The sequence below is a fragment of the Mesotoga infera genome (genome assembly GCF_900157305.1).
GTDB lineage: Bacteria > Thermotogota > Thermotogae > Petrotogales > Kosmotogaceae > Mesotoga > Mesotoga infera.
Genome location: NZ_LS974202.1, coordinates 2,394,191 through 2,411,117 on the forward strand (window position 1 = coordinate 2,394,191; position 16,927 = coordinate 2,411,117).

Consider the following 16,927-nt stretch of genomic DNA (forward strand, 5'->3'; position numbering starts at 1 on the left):
ATGACTATTCCTCCTCGTTGATATCCAGTCCAAATCTGTAAATAGCCGGGATGTCGGAAGCGTCTCCCATGAGCTCTCCTTCGTCCAGTTCCAGGCCTGCGGCTATTAGAGTTATGTTCAATTCATCGTTGCTCATTTCGGGATCGACGATCAAACCCAGTTTGACATCGGCGTCTTCACTGCAGTTCTGCCTGACTATCGCCGCGGCTATGTTCATCTCTCTGAGCGTGATATTCTTGGCCGAGACGTTCAGGATGATACCTGTGGCGTTGTCGATCGGCTTTTCGAGGAGTCTGCTTTCCAAGGCTCTTCTGGCAGCCTCTTCGGCCCTTCTCTCTCCCGAACCGACACCGATACCGAGCATCGCGGTTCCTGCGTTTCTGAGAACCGATTCTACATCGGCGAAATCGAGATTAATGTAACCTCTTTTAGTTATCAACTCGGAGATACCTTTGATTCCATGGTGAAGCGTCTCGTCGGCCTTGGCAAAGGCATCAACGATCGAAGTGTTCGGAGGGAGCTCCTGGAGAAGTTTGTTGTTGGATATTCTGATCAGGGTGTCCACCGAGTTCTTCAGCTTTCTCAAACCCTCATGTCCGGTCCTCAGTCTGGTGTTACCTTCGAAGAAGAAAGGCGTTGTGACGACAGCAACCGTTAATATTCCCATTTCTCTGGCGATCGACGCCACGATCGGCGCTGCTCCGGTACCTGTACCGCCGCCCATTCCTGCTGTTATAAAAAGCAGATCCGTGTCTTCGAGGAAAGTTCCTATCTCATCGACACTCTCCTCGGCGGCTCGCTCTCCAACATTTGGATTTCCACCGGCCCCCAGACCCCTTGTGAGTTCGGTGCCTAGCTGGATCTTCAGTTCGGCTTTGTTGCTTTCTAGAACCTGGATATCGGTGTTGGCTGCTATAAAAGTGACTCCATGTATTCCTTCAGAAATCATTCTGTTAACGGCGTTTCCGCCGGCACCTCCTACCCCTATTACCTTTATGGAAGGAAGCCGGATTTCTGTCTTGCTTTTCTTACCCGTGTCAAGCTCAAAGCTCATCATCGACACCTCCAAAGAAGAGGGATTTTATGAATGATCCAAAACCTTTTTTAGGTCTTTCGACTGCACTTTCCAAGATCTCTCCCTGTACTTCTTCGGGGGATACGAGATTGCCAAGACAGGAGCTGAATATCGGATCGTTGGAGACATCGTGGCTGTTCTCTATACGTCGATTGAAACTGGTTTCGTAGGTTCCGATCCTTACAGGCATTTTCAGAGATTCAACCCCAACATCGGTTAGCCCTCTCAATTTCGAACCGCCACCGGTGAAGACCACTCCACCAGGAATCCTCTCTTCAGAGTACTCGGGATTATTTATCACAAAAAGCTGAATTTCCTTTCTGATCTTATTCAACAGTTCTTTCACTCTTGCATATATGACTGTCGAGAGTCTCCTGACAGAGACGTTCTTTCTCGTTCTTTCATCGAGTCCGAAGTATTCTACTACATCTTCGGGATCGGGTGGATACATACTGCAGTGGCCGTAATTCACGAGCAGTCTTTCGGCCTCGTCGACCGAAGTTCCAAGCACTCTAGCCACGTCTAGAACTATATGTCTTATCCCGAGGGGTATTCGAGATATATAGACCGGGAGATTTTCCTTGTATATCACTATCTCGGAAAAACTGTGCCCAAGAACCACACAGACGACACCGTGTTGCTTTTCGGTATCTGTTAAAACCGCTTCTGAAGCCGATATCAGTGCTGGAGATATCAGGAAGTCCCCGCGGCCGAAAAGTTCTTCAAATAGTCTGCGGAAGATCTCGACGGATTTCCCTTCACTTGATACGAAGACCATTTCCACATCGAGTTTTCGAGCGTACATCTCTACAGGATTGAAAACCACTTTGTCGGCATCAAGTATGTATTTTCTGATATAACTCCTGTGTATGTTGGTGTTACCGGTCTTCATTTTCTCGGTCTTGAGACGACTAATGAGGTTCTGTATAGTCTTCTCAGTAACCATAACCTGCTTCTCTTCGGAAAGAATCTCCTCAATATTTTCGGAAAAAACCGAATAGTCGCCGTCAGTGAAACTAATTCTGAAGTCTGCTTCGACATCCTTCTTTCCCATTTGTCCAGTAAGTTCTTCAATAAGCTTTTGTATCGATTGCTTTAGGGCAACAGCATCCTTCACTTCGCCCTTGTCGAGTCCCACGGTCTTAACGCTCCCATAGGCCTCCAAAACCATTTGTCCCGTCTGTTCCCTACTGACCACCACGCCTTTCAGTGTGTTGGTGCCAACATCGAGAGAAACTGTATAGTCTTTCCCCCTGGCCATCTAGTGTCACCTCGCTCTCAACAGTTTACCATCGCTCAAAAAGATGTATTCGCTTCTGTCTGAGGCGTTTTCAAGCTGAAGAAGCAATTCTTTGCTCGCGCTAAGTTTCTCCCAGTCAAGTACTTTGATCGTTATTCCCCGTCTGAGAAACAACGTGTTGTTCCTGTAATCAAAGTAAGCTACCAATCTGGAGATCCTTCTTTCAGCGAGGATACCCTCAACCGCCCCGGTAAAATCATCTATATTGTTATCGATAGCTTTATAGACGCCTTCCACCAAAACAAAGTTTAATCCGCCAACCACGGGAAAACTGGTGATTTCGTCCATCGAAGCGTGATCTACAATGACGAAATCCTCCGAAACCCAGTAATAGGAATCATCATAAAACACGATGTACTTCCCGGGTTTCAAAAAGACTCTATTCCCCGAAACATCAACAGTTGCCGGTGGGTAAATTATATCAGTTTTCCACCTTCTTCTGAATGCCAGCGGAAATTCTATAACGGTTTCCTCGGGATTGACTATCTTTGTAAACTGGGCTAGAGGAACCGTAAAAAAAGACTCAACGATAAAATTGATTATTGCAACGAACCATATGGCAATTATAGCTACCATACAGATCGCCGCTCTCAAAGAAAGACTCATACGTCAAGATTGGAAATGCTCAAAGCGTGTCGCTCAATGAACGACCTTCTCTCCTCCACCTCGCTACCCATAAGAATTGTGAAAACTCTATCGGCTTCTTCCGCATCTTCCATCGTTATCTGGACTAGTTTTCTATCGGTTGGGTTCATTGTTGTCTCCCAGAGTTGCTCGGGATTCATCTCACCAAGTCCTTTGAATCTAGAGTAGTTCAGCTTTTTATCGGGATATTTCTCGACAAAGGCATTCAATTCCTCGTCACTGTAGAAGTAATGCTTTTGTCGGTTCATCTCTATTTTATAAAGCGGTGCTTGAGCGACGAAGACTTTCCCAGCGATTATGAGCGGTTTCATATATCTGTAGAAGAGTGTGAGAAGCAGCGTAGTTATATGGGCACCATCAACATCGGCATCGGTCATTATTATGATCTTACCGTATCTAAGGCCTGTGATTTCGAAGTCCTCGCCAATACCGGTACCAAGAGCCACGACTATATTGCTTATCGTCTCGCTCTTGAGCATTTTGTCGAAGCTGGCCTTTTCAACGTTCAAAATCTTACCCCTGAGCGGCAAAATCGCCTGTGTATCCCTTGAACGAGCCATTTTTGCCGAGCCTCCGGCCGAATCGCCCTCTACTATGAAGATTTCCGTCTCTTCGATGTTCTCGGATATACAGTCGGCCAATTTTCCAGGTAATGTCGTGTTCTCGAGTACGTTCTTTCTCCTGACCATCTCCCTGGCCTTCTTGGCCGCAAGTCTAGCCCGGGCAGCCTCTAACGCTTTGGTCAGTATGAGCTTGAGGTCCTTCTGGTTGTAATCGAAGAACTCTTCCATCTTTTCTTTGACGACTTTTATCACGGCCTCGTACGCTTCTTCATTTCCGAGCTTGGCTTTCGTTTGACCTTCGAACTGTGGCTCTTTAACGAAGACGCTCAGTATCGCAGTCAGGCCTTCTCTCACATCTTCACCCTGAAGGTTCTGGTCCTTCTCCTTGAGTATGTTGTGCTTTCTGCCAAGATCGTTCATCGTCTTCGTCAGGACCGTCTTGAAACCGGTGAGATGAGTGCCGCCCTCCACGGTTTTTATGTTGTTGACAAACGTTAACGTTTCCTCTTCGTAAGCGGTCGTGTACTGCATCGCGAGCTGGATTTTAACATCGTTGAAGGAGCCCTCGAGGTAGATCGGGTCTTTGTGGATCGGCTTCTTGCTCTTATTGAGGGCTCTGATGAATTCGACGATCCCGCCTTCGAAATGATAGCTCCTGCTTTCATCTATCCTTCTGTCCTCGAAATTCAATCTCAGGCCTCCATTGAGATAGGCCAGCTCCTTGAAGCGCGATTCGAGAATATCGAAATCGAAATCCGTAACTGCGAAGATCAGCGGGTCGGGTTTGAACGTGGTCACAGTACCGTGCAAATCCGTCTCACCGACTATCTCCACCGGTGTAACTGCCTTTCCCCGTTCGTACTTCTGTCTATAGATCTTTCCGTCTGTCATGACCCTCACTTCCATCCACTCGGAAAGAGCGTTCACGACAGAAGCACCGACACCATGAAGACCTCCACTGATCTTGTACGAATCTTTCGAGAACTTTCCTCCGGCATGTAGGGTGGTCATGACGACCTCCAGCGCGCTGGTGCCTGTGTCGGGATGAGTATCGACTGGAATACCTCTCCCATTGTCACTGACCATGACCGATCCATCTTCTAGTATCGTGATATCGATCCGGTCGCAAAAGCCACCCATCGCCTCGTCTATGCTGTTATCGACAATTTCATACACCAGATGATGAAGACCGGATTTTCCAGTAGACCCTATGTACATTCCCGGTCTCTTTCTAACAGGGTCAAGACCTTTAAGTATCTTAATATTCTGAGCGTTGTATAGTTCAGACATTCAGCACCTCCAATTTCTATCCTACTCTGAATCTGATTCTCTTCACAGCTTCGCTTCCAACAGCTTCATTTATTTTCTCGATAAAGGCTCTCTCTCGCAACTTCAACTCGTGTAACCACATACCGTCAGTGACGGACACGGTAAGCAACCCGTCTGAATAATCGGCGATTGACGAGTGTCTGGCTATTGATTCGCCGACTATTACAGCCCAGTCCCTGTTCAGGTCCAGTACTCTGAGCTTCCTGAAGAGTCCGGATCTGCGGGCCAGTTCTTCAAATATCTGCCCTATAGTCTGATGGTTCCACTTCATCTAGGCCACTCCAATTGCTGTCCTCAGTCATTATATAATCCTCGAAGTTGTCCAGTAACAATCGGGTCATTCCGTCGGTGAAGTCTTCTATCAAAATTTTCTCTTCGAGTTTCCGGATCGGTACGATCCCGACACTCGTGTGGGTAAGAAAGAGCTCGTCGGCTGAGAACATCTCCCAGGCAGCGACTGGCCTCTCCACAACGTTGATTTCGATGCTTCTGCACAGCCCTATAAGGTTATCCCGGGTTATTCCGGGTAGCACTCCGGAACCGATATCGGGGGTTATCACCCGGCCGTCTTTTACAAGAAAGACGTTGCTGAAAGAACCTTCGCAAACATTACCCTTTTCATTCAATATGATCATATCGTAATTATCACCCAGATTCTTCCTGGTTCTGATGTTCCAGCTAGCTCCCGGTATCTTCAACCTCGGATCGACGATAGCTCCCGAGGGTTTTGTGTAAGGGGAGATAGCAATCTTAACTCCCAGCTCATATATATCCTTGGAGACCGATGGTAGTAGAGCGTAAATGACTGCAGGCAACACATTTTCTCCATTGCCAAAAAGAACTATCCTGATCCTTAAATCGCCGCTTGGGGAGGGTCGGTTTTTATCTATCCCCTCCAGTATTATTGAGTTCAACTCCTTGCACGTGAAGGGGACTTCCATTGACATAAGCGCTGCCGATCTTTTCAATCTGTCGAAATGCTTTCTGAAGGCGAACGGAAGTCCGTTGTACGTTCTTACCACTTCGTAAACCGATTCACCGTTCAGAACTCCCGTTATCAGCGCGCTGATGAGGGAGTCGTCTTCATCGTACCACCGACCTGCAATATAGTTCTGCATCGGAACCCTCCTTATGCGTTTCCAGACTGACTACGGTCGAATCGACGAAACCGTCGTATCGACCGGCTATACGATGGGGAATATAATACTCATCGTAACCGACACTCTCTTTTCGATGGACCCTTTCAACGAGAACCGTGTTGGTCATGCCTATATGTCCGGAGAGGTACGCTCTCCTAGATTCTTTGGCTGCGCTGGCGACCTGAAGCGCTCTCTTCTTTTTCAGGGACGACTCCACCTGGCTTTTCATAGAGGCTGCTTCAGTATCCGGCCTGCTGGAATATCTGAAAACATGTACTTTCAGAAAACCGACCGTCGCTAATGTCTGAAGCGTCGCTTCAAAATCAGAATCATCTTCTCCCGGGAAACCGACTATAACATCGGTGGTGAGGGAGAACCTCGAATCCATAGATCTCACTTTATCCACCGCTTTCAAATAGTCTTTCATTTCGTACTTCCTTTTCATCAGACGAAGCACCCTGTCCGAGCCGCTCTGAAGAGAGAGGTGAAGATGCCTGGCAATATGTTTTGTATCGAATATTACGTTCAGAAGATCGTTGTCTATCCTGTCGGGATCGAGCGAACCCAGTCTGATTCTCCATTCGCCGGGCACGGTGTCGAGTTCCCTCAAAAGCCTTGCAAGATTGCTGCCCGTTTCAAAACCGTAGTAACCTATATTTATACCGGTCAAGACTATCTCGCGATAGCCGTTTTCTATGAGCCCTACGAACTCGCTTTTGATGATATCTATTGGCTTACTTATTATCTTGCTACCCCTGGCCAGGCGTATTCTGCAATAAGTACAGTTATTCAAGCAACCATCTTCGATTCCTAGAAAGGCTCTCGTTCGTCCCTCAGGGCTGGAGGTGACCGTTAGAAAATCGTCCCTGGTCACTTCAACACTTTCGCTACCGTCTTTCAAAAGCTCCGAGACATACCTCTCTATTTCACCTTTGGCCCGCACTCCTAGAACGGCGTGGGCTCCGATTTTCTTCAGCTCTTCACCGGCAAGCTCCGAGTAACATCCGACTACAACGATTTTGGAGTCGGGGTTAAGGGCCAAGAGACGTCTGAAAAGTTGCCTCAACTTTCTTTCGGCTTCTGAAGTGACTGTACAGGAGTTCAGCACGAAAAGATCCGACTTCTCTTCCGAGAAACGAACATCGTAACGCTGTAGTCTTTCGGCCATGGCTTGAGATTCATACTGGTTCATTTTACAGCCGAAAGTGAAAATCGATACGGTTTTCTTCATCTATCGATCTTGCCCTGAGCCGCAGCGTGAATCAAGAAGATTCTGTTGACTATCCCTATCAGTCTTCTCTCTTCGTCTATCACAGGCAAAATCTTCAAATTGTTCTTTATGAGTAAATCGGCCGCATAGATGACGGTATCGTCCAGCTTGACGCACGTCACCCTCTTGACCATGTGCAACGACACTTTGTCGCTCTTTATTTTTTCCAATCTCTGCACAAACTGGTGAGTATCGGGAATGAACGAGGCCGATTGGAGGAGACTGAAGTAACTTGGCAAAGCGCTTCTTATAACGTCGCTCTCGCTCAAGAAGCCGACGACTTTGAACTCGTCATCGACCACCGGCAGACCCGATTTGTTCTGTCTCAAGCAACTTACGATGAAATCTTCGATAGTTTCGTCTTCAAATATCGCGGAGACATCCCTGATCATCGCTTCTCTTACTTTCACCCTTTATCACTCCAGCCTGCGAATCTCGAAGGATTCGAGGTTTTCCTCGATATCTTTCGGTGTTATGAGCTCCTTGCTTATAAAACCGGCCTCCGCTATAGCGGCGGCCATGCCCTTTCGGGCTGCTTGAAAGAAGTCTCGCTCGTCGTTCATTATAGAGTAGACCATTCCGGCCATGAAAGCGTCCCCCGTGCCGAGAAGGTGAGATTTCTCTATATGGCTTTTTGCCCTGAAAAGCCATACGCCTTCTCTGGTCGCTATTACGTCGCCCTCTATAGCATAGGAGAGAACCGAAAGCCTGGAACCCCTGGAGATCATATATTTGGCCGCATCTATGTAGTCCCTAAGCTCGACCAGGGTTTGGCCAAAAAGTATCTTCCTGCTTCTGAGGTCGGGCCTTGAAACAGTAACCAGACCGGCATCCACGGCGTTCTCGAAGGTCGGGCCTATAGCTTCGACGAAGGAGAACTTGCCGGCCTCTATCGTTTTCCTGCATATAAGCGAATAGAAATCGTTTTCTATACCTCTGGGGATGCTCCCGGAAACTACAACATGATGTACCCTTGATAGGGCCACGTCGAATCTTCTGAGAAACATCCTCAAATCGTCGGGTTTTATCAGAGGACCGGAGGAGTTGATCTCGGTTATTGTATCCATTATCGGATCGACAATAGCTATATTTTCTCTGGTCTCTTCTTCAACATAAATAAAATTCGTGGTTATCAAGTCGCTCATGGTTCTCAATTTCTCTTCTACGACCTTGCCTATATAACCGCCCAGAAAACCCATCGCTACGTTTCTCACACCTATCCCCGAGAGAATAATCGAAACGTTTATTCCCTTTCCGCCCGGGTCCATCTTTGAATAAAAGGGGTTTTTGACCCGGTGAAAGTCGTTAATCGTGAAATTCTCAACAACTATCTCCCTGTCAAGGGCAGGGTTCAGAGTGACGGTTAGGACGTCCACAATTCACCTCCGATAAATTTATAATCAGCGGTTCTGAAGAACGAAAACCTCTGGACTTCCTACATAAGAGATTTTACCACTTTCCAGCACTATCAACAAATCGGAAATGTCTAGAAGCCTGAGAGAAAACCTGGAAGAGATGATCAAAGTGCGGTTTTTCTGCGTGTCGAGGAGTATATTTTTCACCTCAGTGCATGCCGAATCGTCCAGGTGGTCCAAAACGTTGTCCAGCATTATTACTTCCGGTCGTCTGAAAAGAGTCGAAAAGATCAGAAGTGAGAGCCTTTTGGAAAGAGAGATGGAGCTCAGATAAGACCTGTTCTTGTTAGCCAGTATATCCAGCAGGTTGAGATCTTCAAGTAGATCGAGCTCCTCCTCCGAAAAGTCTTCGAACTTAAACCACTTTCCCTTTAAAAATCTGAAAAACTCTAAAAGGGTGAAGTTGCTGAGAGCCTCAAGAAAAGAAGTATCCACGTAAGCCACTTTTTGCCTGACTCTTTTCCGATCGAGTTCTGATACATCTTCTCCAAAAAGGCGGATATAACCTGAGAAGGAGACATTGTCGAAGAGCTCTTCGTTGAGATGGATGAAACTTCTCATCAACGCAGACTTCCCGCTACCTCTGACCCCTTGCACTAGCGCTATACTTCCGCTTGGAATGTCGAGAGTTATGTTTTCGAGTACGTTTTCGCCGGATACGGAAAGTGTGAAGCCCTTCAAAGAAAGAGCAGTCTCACTCACGAGACTGCCCTTCTTCCGATGTTCTATTATTCAACCTATCAATAATCTCCTTGCTGGCGCTCGTATCACCGTTTTTCGCCATTCTTAAGAGGTCAATCTGAGAAAGAATACGGGGACTGGTTGTGACTGGTCTAGCGATCTTTTTTTCAGCCAAGTTCTCACGCCCCTTTTTACCGGTAAATAATTATAAACACATCCTCTTTTCCCGTTTATGATACTTAAATTAAGGTGCTGTAATTTGTGGGATGTAAATTCACTCCCGTTTGGAGCTATTAAGCATACCGAGAAGTGCTTTAAGTTGCTTGCTTCGAGAGGGATGACGCAACTTTCTTAGGGCCTTCACCTCTATCTGTCGAATCCTCTCGCGTGTAACATTGAAGAACTGGCCCACCTCTTCCAAGGTCTTCGTCTTACCGTCAAGCAGACCGTACCGCATCTTCAAAACCATGGCCTCCCTCGGGGAGAGCGTATCGAGTATTTGGTCGATCTGTTCTCTGAGCAGCATTTTCATCGCAGCCTCTTCGGGTTGCTCTAAAGAATCATCGTGTATGAAGTCGCCCATGGTAGATTCCTCGTCGCCACTAATAGGAGATTCCAAAGATACTGTCTCCTTTGAAGCCGCCAGAATCTCTTCAATCTTTTCCGGGGTCTTTCCAGTGATCCTTCCCAGTTCCTCCACGGTAGGATATTCGCCATAATCCTGCAGATGCTCTCTGATCACTTTGTTCAACTTGTTGATGGTCTCGACCATGTGCACGGGCACCCTTATTGTTCTTGCCTGGTCGGCGATCGCTCTGGTTATTGCCTGCCTGATCCACCAGGTGGCATAAGTGCTGAATTTGTACCCCTTCTTCCAATCGAACTTTTCTACGGCCTTTATGAGACCAATGTTGCCCTCCTGGATGAGATCTAGAAAAGTCAGGCCACGACCTATATATCTTTTAGCGATTGATACGACGAGCCTCAGGTTGGCCGTTATTAGCTCTTCTTTTGCCTTAGGATCGCCCTTCTGAGCCCTCCTGGCCAGTTCTCTCTCCCTGCTGGGGGTTAGCAGTGAAATCTTTCCTATCTCCTTTAGGTACATCTTGATCGGATCCTTCAACGATATATTGTCGTACATCTCAGGCGAGGTCTCGAGAATCGATACGAGCTCTTCACTGCTCTCGTTGTCTATTTCATCGTCTTCCTCTACAGGTTCCTTTTCGACGATGCTGATCTTGTTCTTTTCGAACTCCTCGTAGATTGATTCCACGAGTGTAGAGTCGAATCCTTCATAGTCTGGAGGGAAAGCACTGTCAATATCTTCGTAAGTGATGTATCCTTTCTTCTTGCCCTGCTTAAGAAGCTTCTTTATCCTTTTTTCAATTTCCTCTTTTGTAACAGGTGCTTCTCTCTCTTCGTTTTCCCCGCTTTCTTCGTTACTGCCATCTTCTTTTACCGTTTCCTCTTCGTCGTCATCTATCACTTTTTCCGCCAGAGATTGGATCTTTTCCTCCAGATCTTCGACCTCCGACTTGGTTTTCTTTTTATTATTTTCCATTTCAGTCGCCACCCCTCTTTCTTTTAACGAGCAGTCTGCGTAGCTCTATCCTCCTGATCAACAAGGCTGCTTTCGCTTCCTCGTCTTCCAGTGTAGATAATCGCCGATCTATTTCGGCGATCTGTTCTTCGACTAATCTTTTATTTGTGTATTCTCCGGTGCTGTCTAAAATCTTGAGAGCTGTACTCTCATCTATGCAACTGGATGCCAGCTCAATCAGCTCTCTTCCGAGTTCCACGTCAACCAGATCGAGAAGTTCCTCGAGCTCCAGCCCCTTCTTCATGCCTCTCAAAAGCTCCCTGAATTCCTTCCTCTGCTCAAGGAGCTCCAGTTGCCTTGCGGCACGACTACGCAGGATCGGGTATTGGAGGTAGACGCGTAGAATATCTTTGTTCCTGAGATTTATAGGCGTCTTTTGGTCAAGTTGATCCAGCTCCCTGGATTCCTTTCTGGTGAACCTTACCAGTTCGTCTTCGGAAAAACCGGTCTTCTCCGAAAGTGCCCTTAAGGTCATCTCTCTGGCAGAAAAATTACCACTCGAACCAAAAGCCTCGATGTAAGGCTTGAGATATTCGATCAGATGTTTTTTCGCCTGTGAAAGTGAAAGATCTAGCTTCCTCGAGTAAAACTCTACTCTGAAAATCGACCCAGGAATCGACATCGAAAGGGCATCACTGATCCCCTGAGAACCCTTCAGGGCGAAGAGCTCGGCAGGATCCTTCGCCCCCTTAACCATTGCCACAGCCGTCGAGAAATCCATTTTTTCAGCGATGTCTATCGAGCGTAAAGATGCAGATTGGCCGGCCGAATCGGAATCGAGAAAGAAAAGAAGGTTCTTCGTGTAATTCCCTAAAATGCGTAGATGCCCTTCGGTCAGTGCGGTGCCGAGAAGGCCGACTACGTTGACTACTCCGGCCTGGTAAAGAGCCATGACGTCGAAATAGCCTTCCACTATCACCGCATAATCGAGCTCCTTGATCACACCCCTGGCCCTGGAAAGATTGAACAACAAGCGGTTCTTCTGAAAATATCTGGTTTCCGGAGAGTTTATGTATTTCGATCCCTGGCCGCCAGAAGTGAGCCTTCCTCCGAAACCGACTATACGTCCAGATTCGTTGCTGATCGGCACTATTAGCCTTCCTTCGAATCTATCCTTCAGCGATCCTCCTCTACGGTACGCGATTCCCATATCGATCATAGTCTTTTCATCTACTGAGAGTTTCGACGCCAAAAAGGTACCAAAGGTTCCATTGTTGGGCGAATAACCCAGCTGGAACTCCCTGATCGTGCTCTCGGAGATCTTGCGTTCGTTGACCAGATACTCCAGGATACTCGAATTACGGCTTTCGAAGAGCTCACACGAATATAGCCCGGAGAGTCTTGTCAACACAGAGGTATAGCGGTCATATTCAGACTCGCCGTTATCGATTTTGATCTGTACTCCGGCAAGGTCCGCAAGCCTCCTGATCGCTTCCGAGAATGATATACTCTCTATCTTCTGATAGAAAGAGATCAGATCACCCTTCTCGCCGCAACCGAAGCAGTGATAGAAGCCTCTCTGGGGGTGGACGTAAAATGAAGGATCGTTATCGTTGTGAAATGGGCACAATCCCCTGTAAGAGCTTCCGGCCTTCTGCAGGTTCACGTACCGACCAATGAAATCGACGATATTTATGGCTTTTTTGATCTCGTCGAGTTCTTCTTTAGTGAACACTGAATCACCACCGGCAAAAAATGGGCCCATACTCTCTCAGGTACGGGCCCAGCTTATGTAAGAGTAATTAACGTTTGGAGAATTGAGGAGCTCTTCTTGCTTTCTTCAAACCATACTTTTTTCTTTCGACTTCTCTGGAATCCCTTGATAGAAGCCCGTTCTGTCTTAGAAGACCCTTCAGATCTGGGCTGAACTTGACCAAGGCTCTCGCTATACCCAGACTTATTGCGCCGGCTTGACCGGCCAAACCGCCTCCGTCAACCCTGATAAGCATATCGAATCTGCCGATGGTGTTGGTCATAACGACTGGCTTTAAAGCGTGGCGCACCCAGGCGTCGTTACTGAGGTATCCTTTGAGATCCCCGTATTCCTTGCCGTTTATCAGATACTTTCCACTGCCCGGTCTTAAATGAACTCTGGCCACGGCAGTCTTTCTTCTTCCAGTTCCGTAATAATCCACAAAATCAGCCATACGTCAACCCCCTCATTTCACCAGTACTACAAGCTCGGGCTTCTGCGCTTGATGGTCGTGTTCGGGACCCGCATAGACCTTCAGCTTCTTCAACATCTTGTCTCCAAGAGCCTTCTTGGGAAGCATCCTCTTCACGGCCAGTCTTATGACTCTGTCGGGAGCCTTCTCCATCATCTGCCTGGCCGTTCTCTCCTTGATACCACCCGGATAACCGGAGTGTCTGTAATAAATTTTTTGATCCAGCTTCTTGCCGGTCAGTTTAACCTTGTCGGCATTTACTACGATGACAAAGTCACCGGTATCGATGTGGGGGGTGTAGAGAGGTTTGTTCTTTCCCATAAGGACCATGGCTACCTGCCCTGCGAGTCTTCCTAGAGGGACATCGGTGGCATCGATTAGGTACCATTTTCTCTCTATCTTGTTTCCATTATGATCAACGAGGTAACCGAGAGTCTTCTCGATCTCGCCTTTTCTCTTCGTTTGCACCTTTGAGTGGGTAACTGCCCATCTGCACAAAGGTGTTTTCTGTATTTTCATAAGACACAATCCTCCTTAACAGAACAGCTCACTCGCTGTAGACACTGGCGTACTTACGGTTGTTTCTGAGCTCGAAATGAACCTTTCCATCGACTAGAGCGAAGAGAGTGTGATCTCTTCCAAGTCCTACATTGTTTCCGGCATGGATCTTAGTACCCCTCTGTCTGACTATTATCGTTCCAGCTTTTACGAGAGAAGCCTCGCCTCTCTTAATACCGAGGTACTTCGGGTTACTGTCTCTACCGTTGGATCTTCCCGCGCTCTTTCGGGCCATATCACTTCACCCCCAGTTCGATCTTCTCGATCGTAACCTCTGTGAACCACTGCCTGTGGCCGTTGACTCTGTCGAAGTTCTTACGCGGCCCGAATTTCACAACCAGTACTTTTTTGCCTCTACCGTGTGAAACAACTTTGCCTACAACCTTTGCGCCGTCCACGTAAGGCTTGCCAACTTTCGTTCCTTCCCCGTCGCGGACAAGTAAAACCTTGTCGAAGACGATCTCGTCTCCATTACCTAGACCATTCTGCCTTTCGGTGAAGAGAGTCATACCTTCCTGGACTCTGTACTGTCTTCCCGAGGCCTCAATGATGGCATACACCTAAGAGCCACCTCCTCATGCACTAAAGATGTGCTGAAACAAGGTACCCACAGGGATTTTTGACCCGTTTCATGCACAGAAAAACTGCTCGCGATCAAAATTTTATCATAACTAGTCACTCAAGCAAACTCCACCGGTAACTTTTTCTTTACGAAACCAACAGGATCCTCTCTCCTAAAAAAGGGGCGATCACCTTTAGGGAGCGTGTTGACACTCTTACAGACCGTGATATAATCAAATACGACAACGGAGGCGTATCCTAATTGGCTAAGGAGCCGGTCTCGAAAATCGGTGGGGTTGACGCCCCTTGTGGGTTCGAGTCCCACCGCCTCCGCCAGTGGCTCAATCGTTGAAAGATGGTTGAGTCTTTTTTTATTGAAATGGTCTTTCAATTTTGGGAGAGTTCGCACCGGGAAGTTGGTCAGGCCCGGAAGGTGGTAAAATCGTTGAGAGAAAGTGAAACACTCCGAAAGAGAATATGTTGGCTTTGACTGATGGATCTTAACTGAAACGGCACAGATCTTACAGTTTCTGGCCCGGGCGGTTGGAAGTATCTTGACAATGAACGGAGGGCGTTTTTCGCCCTCGTTTTTTGGAGGTGATAAAGTGTACCTTGAGAGAGTGGCGGCTCATCTTAAGGAGAAACGAGGGAAGATAGACTACTCTGTACCCCGTGAATGGCTACCCGCAAATTACACCGGCACGGTGAAGCTAAAAGATCGCTATATATTCGTCGATCCCTCGGAGTTCGGTCATAGCATAGTGGATGGGATTTTGAAAAAGAAGCGATCAGACGTTGACTATTCAAAGTCTCTCGGAAGAATCCGGGGAGAAAGCGACAACTCCTGGCTGAAATCAGCGATAGTGTACGGTGCCTTCGTCAGATCGACGACGGCGTACCCGCATTTCGACCCGGAATTGTTCTCCGATCTCCAGTCGCCAGAATACTCTGAATCGGGGACCTTTTACAAAATGATCCTCATGCTTCCCTACCTTTCTGGGATGGGTTTCGACACGCTATACTTCCTACCTGTTACACGTTACAGCGACGCTTTCAAGAAGGGGACGCTGGGGTCGCCTTATTCGGTTAAGGACTTCTTCAACATTGACGAAAGGTACCACGATAGACTTCTTGGTAACATGAGGGTTGATGAAGAGTTCAAGGCTTTCGTTGAGGCTGCACACATTATGGGAATGAGGATAATTCTCGACTTCATTCCACGGACATCGGCCCGCGATTCCGACCTTATATTCGATCATCCTGACTGGTTCTACTGGATAGACGCAACCGGCCTGAAAGAATATGGCCCTCCAAAAATAGAAGGGCTTGGCTTTGCGCAGGCAAGCGTTGAAAATCTCGAAAAGATCTACAATTCGTCACAGGTAAAGAAGCACCTTTCGCTTTTCAGACCTTCTCCGGAAAGGATCGCTCCTGAAAGATGGATCAACTTTGTGAAGGCCAACAGAGGCAAAAAAGAATTTCTCGAAGACCTGGTGGCGGAATTCGGCGTGATAACTCCTCCGGGCTTTTCCGACTGGATAAACGACAACCAGCCGACTTGGGACGATATAACCTTCCTGAGACTCTACAGGGATCATCCCGTTCAGTCGAAGAAGTATGTCTCAGGCAACCAGCCGCCATACGTACTATTCGACGTGATTAAGTCCTCCTTCTTCCCTGGCGCTGAACCGGCCGAGGATCTCTGGGAAAGTATAGAGTCAATCATGCCCTTCTACAACGAGAATTTCGGCGTCGATGGAGCAAGGTTGGACATGGGACACGCCCTGCCGCGTGAGCTGGAGTTGAGAATCATAGAAAAGGCGAAGTCGACCGATCCCTCTTTTGCGATAATCGCCGAAGAGCTTGTTATGGGAAACGACAGGAAGGCCGCCGATTCCGGTTACGATTGCATACTCGGAAACACCTGGTGGATGGAACCTCGTGTGGCAGAAGGAAGGCTGAAGGAACTGGTCTATAAGGTTCTTCCGGGTTTGAGGATAAAAACGCTAGCGAGTGTCGAAACGCCGGACACTCCTAGAGCCGTTGCTCGCGAAAACGGCAAGGCTTTCTCTCGGTTTGCGACAGTGCTCAACTTCTTTCTACCCAATACGATTACTTATATCAACTCCGGGCAGGAAATTTTCGAGATACAGCCCATGAATCTCGGATTGGACAACAACGAGGAAGGTCGCTACGTTTTGAAACCTAACGATCCTTTCTATGGGAAACTGGCCTTCTTCGACCATTATGTGCTTCACTGGAATTCTGACGCCGATATGATCGACCTTATCACTTCATTATCGGTTCTGCGAAGAGAAAATCAGTCCCTTTTGGAAAGTGAATACCTGAAGCTCATGTGGGAAGAGGATCACCTGTCTATCGGTCTCTTCTACTGGAACGGAACAAAAGGCTTACTTATAGCGGGAAACGGCGATTTTTCTAATATGAAGGATTTATATGTCGATCTTGGCTACCATACCTGGAGGGGAGAACATAGAATCCACTGGAAGTTGAAAGACTCCTGTACCTCTTCGCATTGGAACGTTGGAGGCAATTTTCATCTGTCGCTAGGTCCCGGTGAAATCGTCGTAGCAACCGTAGAATAATGATCAGGCCCCTCACGGGG

Annotated in this window: 17 protein-coding genes and 1 tRNA gene; 2 read left to right on the forward strand and 16 right to left on the reverse strand. The window is 47.5% G+C overall.

Annotated elements, in window-relative coordinates; all coding sequences use genetic code 11:
- Nucleotides 1–4: 4 nt before the first annotated feature.
- The 16 genes from ftsZ to rplU all read right to left on the reverse strand — a co-directional run bounded on the left by ftsZ (nt 5) and on the right by rplU (nt 14,300).
- Nucleotides 5–1,057, reverse strand: a complete 1,053-nt coding sequence (gene ftsZ, locus MESINF_RS10880) for a cell division protein FtsZ (RefSeq protein ID WP_197712668.1) — start codon at nt 1,055–1,057, stop codon at nt 5–7.
- Nucleotides 1,044–2,336, reverse strand: a complete 1,293-nt coding sequence (gene ftsA, locus MESINF_RS10885) for a cell division protein FtsA (RefSeq protein WP_169699842.1) — start codon at nt 2,334–2,336, stop codon at nt 1,044–1,046. The genes ftsZ and ftsA overlap by 14 nt, the downstream gene beginning before the upstream one ends.
- Nucleotides 2,337–2,342: 6 nt before the next feature.
- Nucleotides 2,343–2,951: a DUF4894 domain-containing protein gene (locus MESINF_RS10890; RefSeq protein ID WP_231936735.1), complete on the reverse strand. Its 609-nt coding sequence runs from the start codon at nt 2,949–2,951 to the stop codon at nt 2,343–2,345.
- A 26-nt stretch (nt 2,952–2,977) separates the two neighbouring features.
- Nucleotides 2,978–4,873, reverse strand: coding sequence for a DNA topoisomerase (ATP-hydrolyzing) subunit B (gene gyrB, locus MESINF_RS10895; protein ID WP_169699844.1), 1,896 nt, complete (start codon nt 4,871–4,873; stop codon nt 2,978–2,980).
- 16 nt (nt 4,874–4,889) lie between these two features.
- Nucleotides 4,890–5,183 (reverse strand): DUF721 domain-containing protein, encoded by a 294-nt coding sequence (locus MESINF_RS10900; RefSeq protein ID WP_169699845.1) that lies wholly within the window; start codon nt 5,181–5,183, stop codon nt 4,890–4,892.
- Nucleotides 5,146–6,030: an aminotransferase class IV gene (locus MESINF_RS10905; RefSeq protein WP_169699846.1), complete on the reverse strand. Its 885-nt coding sequence runs from the start codon at nt 6,028–6,030 to the stop codon at nt 5,146–5,148. The genes MESINF_RS10900 and MESINF_RS10905 overlap by 38 nt, the downstream gene beginning before the upstream one ends.
- Nucleotides 5,996–7,282 (reverse strand): tRNA (N(6)-L-threonylcarbamoyladenosine(37)-C(2))-methylthiotransferase MtaB, encoded by a 1,287-nt coding sequence (gene mtaB / locus MESINF_RS10910; RefSeq protein WP_169699847.1) that lies wholly within the window; start codon nt 7,280–7,282, stop codon nt 5,996–5,998. Before mtaB ends, MESINF_RS10905 begins: the two co-directional genes overlap by 35 nt.
- Nucleotides 7,279–7,731, reverse strand: coding sequence for a CBS domain-containing protein (locus MESINF_RS10915; RefSeq protein ID WP_169699848.1), 453 nt, complete (start codon nt 7,729–7,731; stop codon nt 7,279–7,281). Before MESINF_RS10915 ends, mtaB begins: the two co-directional genes overlap by 4 nt.
- Before the next feature lie 6 nt (nt 7,732–7,737).
- The gene (locus tag MESINF_RS10920) at nt 7,738–8,697 is read right to left on the reverse strand and encodes a 1-phosphofructokinase family hexose kinase (RefSeq protein WP_169699849.1); all 960 of its coding nucleotides are present in this window, start codon (nt 8,695–8,697) and stop codon (nt 7,738–7,740) included.
- A gap of 24 nt (nt 8,698–8,721) precedes the next feature.
- A complete protein-coding gene (locus tag MESINF_RS10925) occupies nt 8,722–9,438 on the reverse strand; it encodes an ATP-binding cassette domain-containing protein (RefSeq protein WP_169699850.1) in 717 nt (238 codons plus the stop codon).
- 253 nt (nt 9,439–9,691) lie between these two features.
- Complete coding sequence (gene rpoD, locus MESINF_RS10930; protein WP_169699851.1) at nt 9,692–10,978, reverse strand: RNA polymerase sigma factor RpoD; 1,287 nt, start codon at nt 10,976–10,978, stop codon at nt 9,692–9,694.
- Nucleotide 10,979: 1 nt separating this feature from the next.
- Nucleotides 10,980–12,692 (reverse strand): DNA primase, encoded by a 1,713-nt coding sequence (dnaG, locus tag MESINF_RS10935; RefSeq protein WP_169699852.1) that lies wholly within the window; start codon nt 12,690–12,692, stop codon nt 10,980–10,982.
- A gap of 67 nt (nt 12,693–12,759) precedes the next feature.
- On the reverse strand, nt 12,760–13,164 hold the full coding sequence (gene rpsI, locus MESINF_RS10940; protein ID WP_169699853.1) for a 30S ribosomal protein S9: 405 nt from the start codon (nt 13,162–13,164) through the stop codon (nt 12,760–12,762).
- A 12-nt stretch (nt 13,165–13,176) separates the two neighbouring features.
- On the reverse strand, nt 13,177–13,701 hold the full coding sequence (rplM, locus tag MESINF_RS10945; protein ID WP_231936736.1) for a 50S ribosomal protein L13: 525 nt from the start codon (nt 13,699–13,701) through the stop codon (nt 13,177–13,179).
- 28 nt (nt 13,702–13,729) lie between these two features.
- Nucleotides 13,730–13,975 (reverse strand): 50S ribosomal protein L27, encoded by a 246-nt coding sequence (rpmA, locus tag MESINF_RS10950; protein WP_169699854.1) that lies wholly within the window; start codon nt 13,973–13,975, stop codon nt 13,730–13,732.
- 1 nt (nt 13,976) lies between these two features.
- Nucleotides 13,977–14,300 carry a 50S ribosomal protein L21 gene (gene rplU / locus MESINF_RS10955; RefSeq protein ID WP_169699855.1) on the reverse strand — a complete coding sequence of 108 codons (324 nt, stop codon included), beginning with the start codon at nt 14,298–14,300 and terminating at the stop codon, nt 13,977–13,979.
- Nucleotides 14,301–14,548: 248 nt separating this feature from the next.
- On the opposite strand from rplU, the gene MESINF_RS10960 reads away from it, so the two are divergent.
- Both MESINF_RS10960 and MESINF_RS10965 read left to right on the forward strand, forming a co-directional pair.
- Nucleotides 14,549–14,637 (forward strand) — tRNA-Ser (locus tag MESINF_RS10960).
- Between the two features lie 269 nt (nt 14,638–14,906).
- Nucleotides 14,907–16,907, forward strand: a complete 2,001-nt coding sequence (locus tag MESINF_RS10965) for an alpha-amylase family glycosyl hydrolase (protein WP_231936737.1) — start codon at nt 14,907–14,909, stop codon at nt 16,905–16,907.
- The last annotated feature ends 20 nt before the right edge of the window (nt 16,908–16,927 follow it).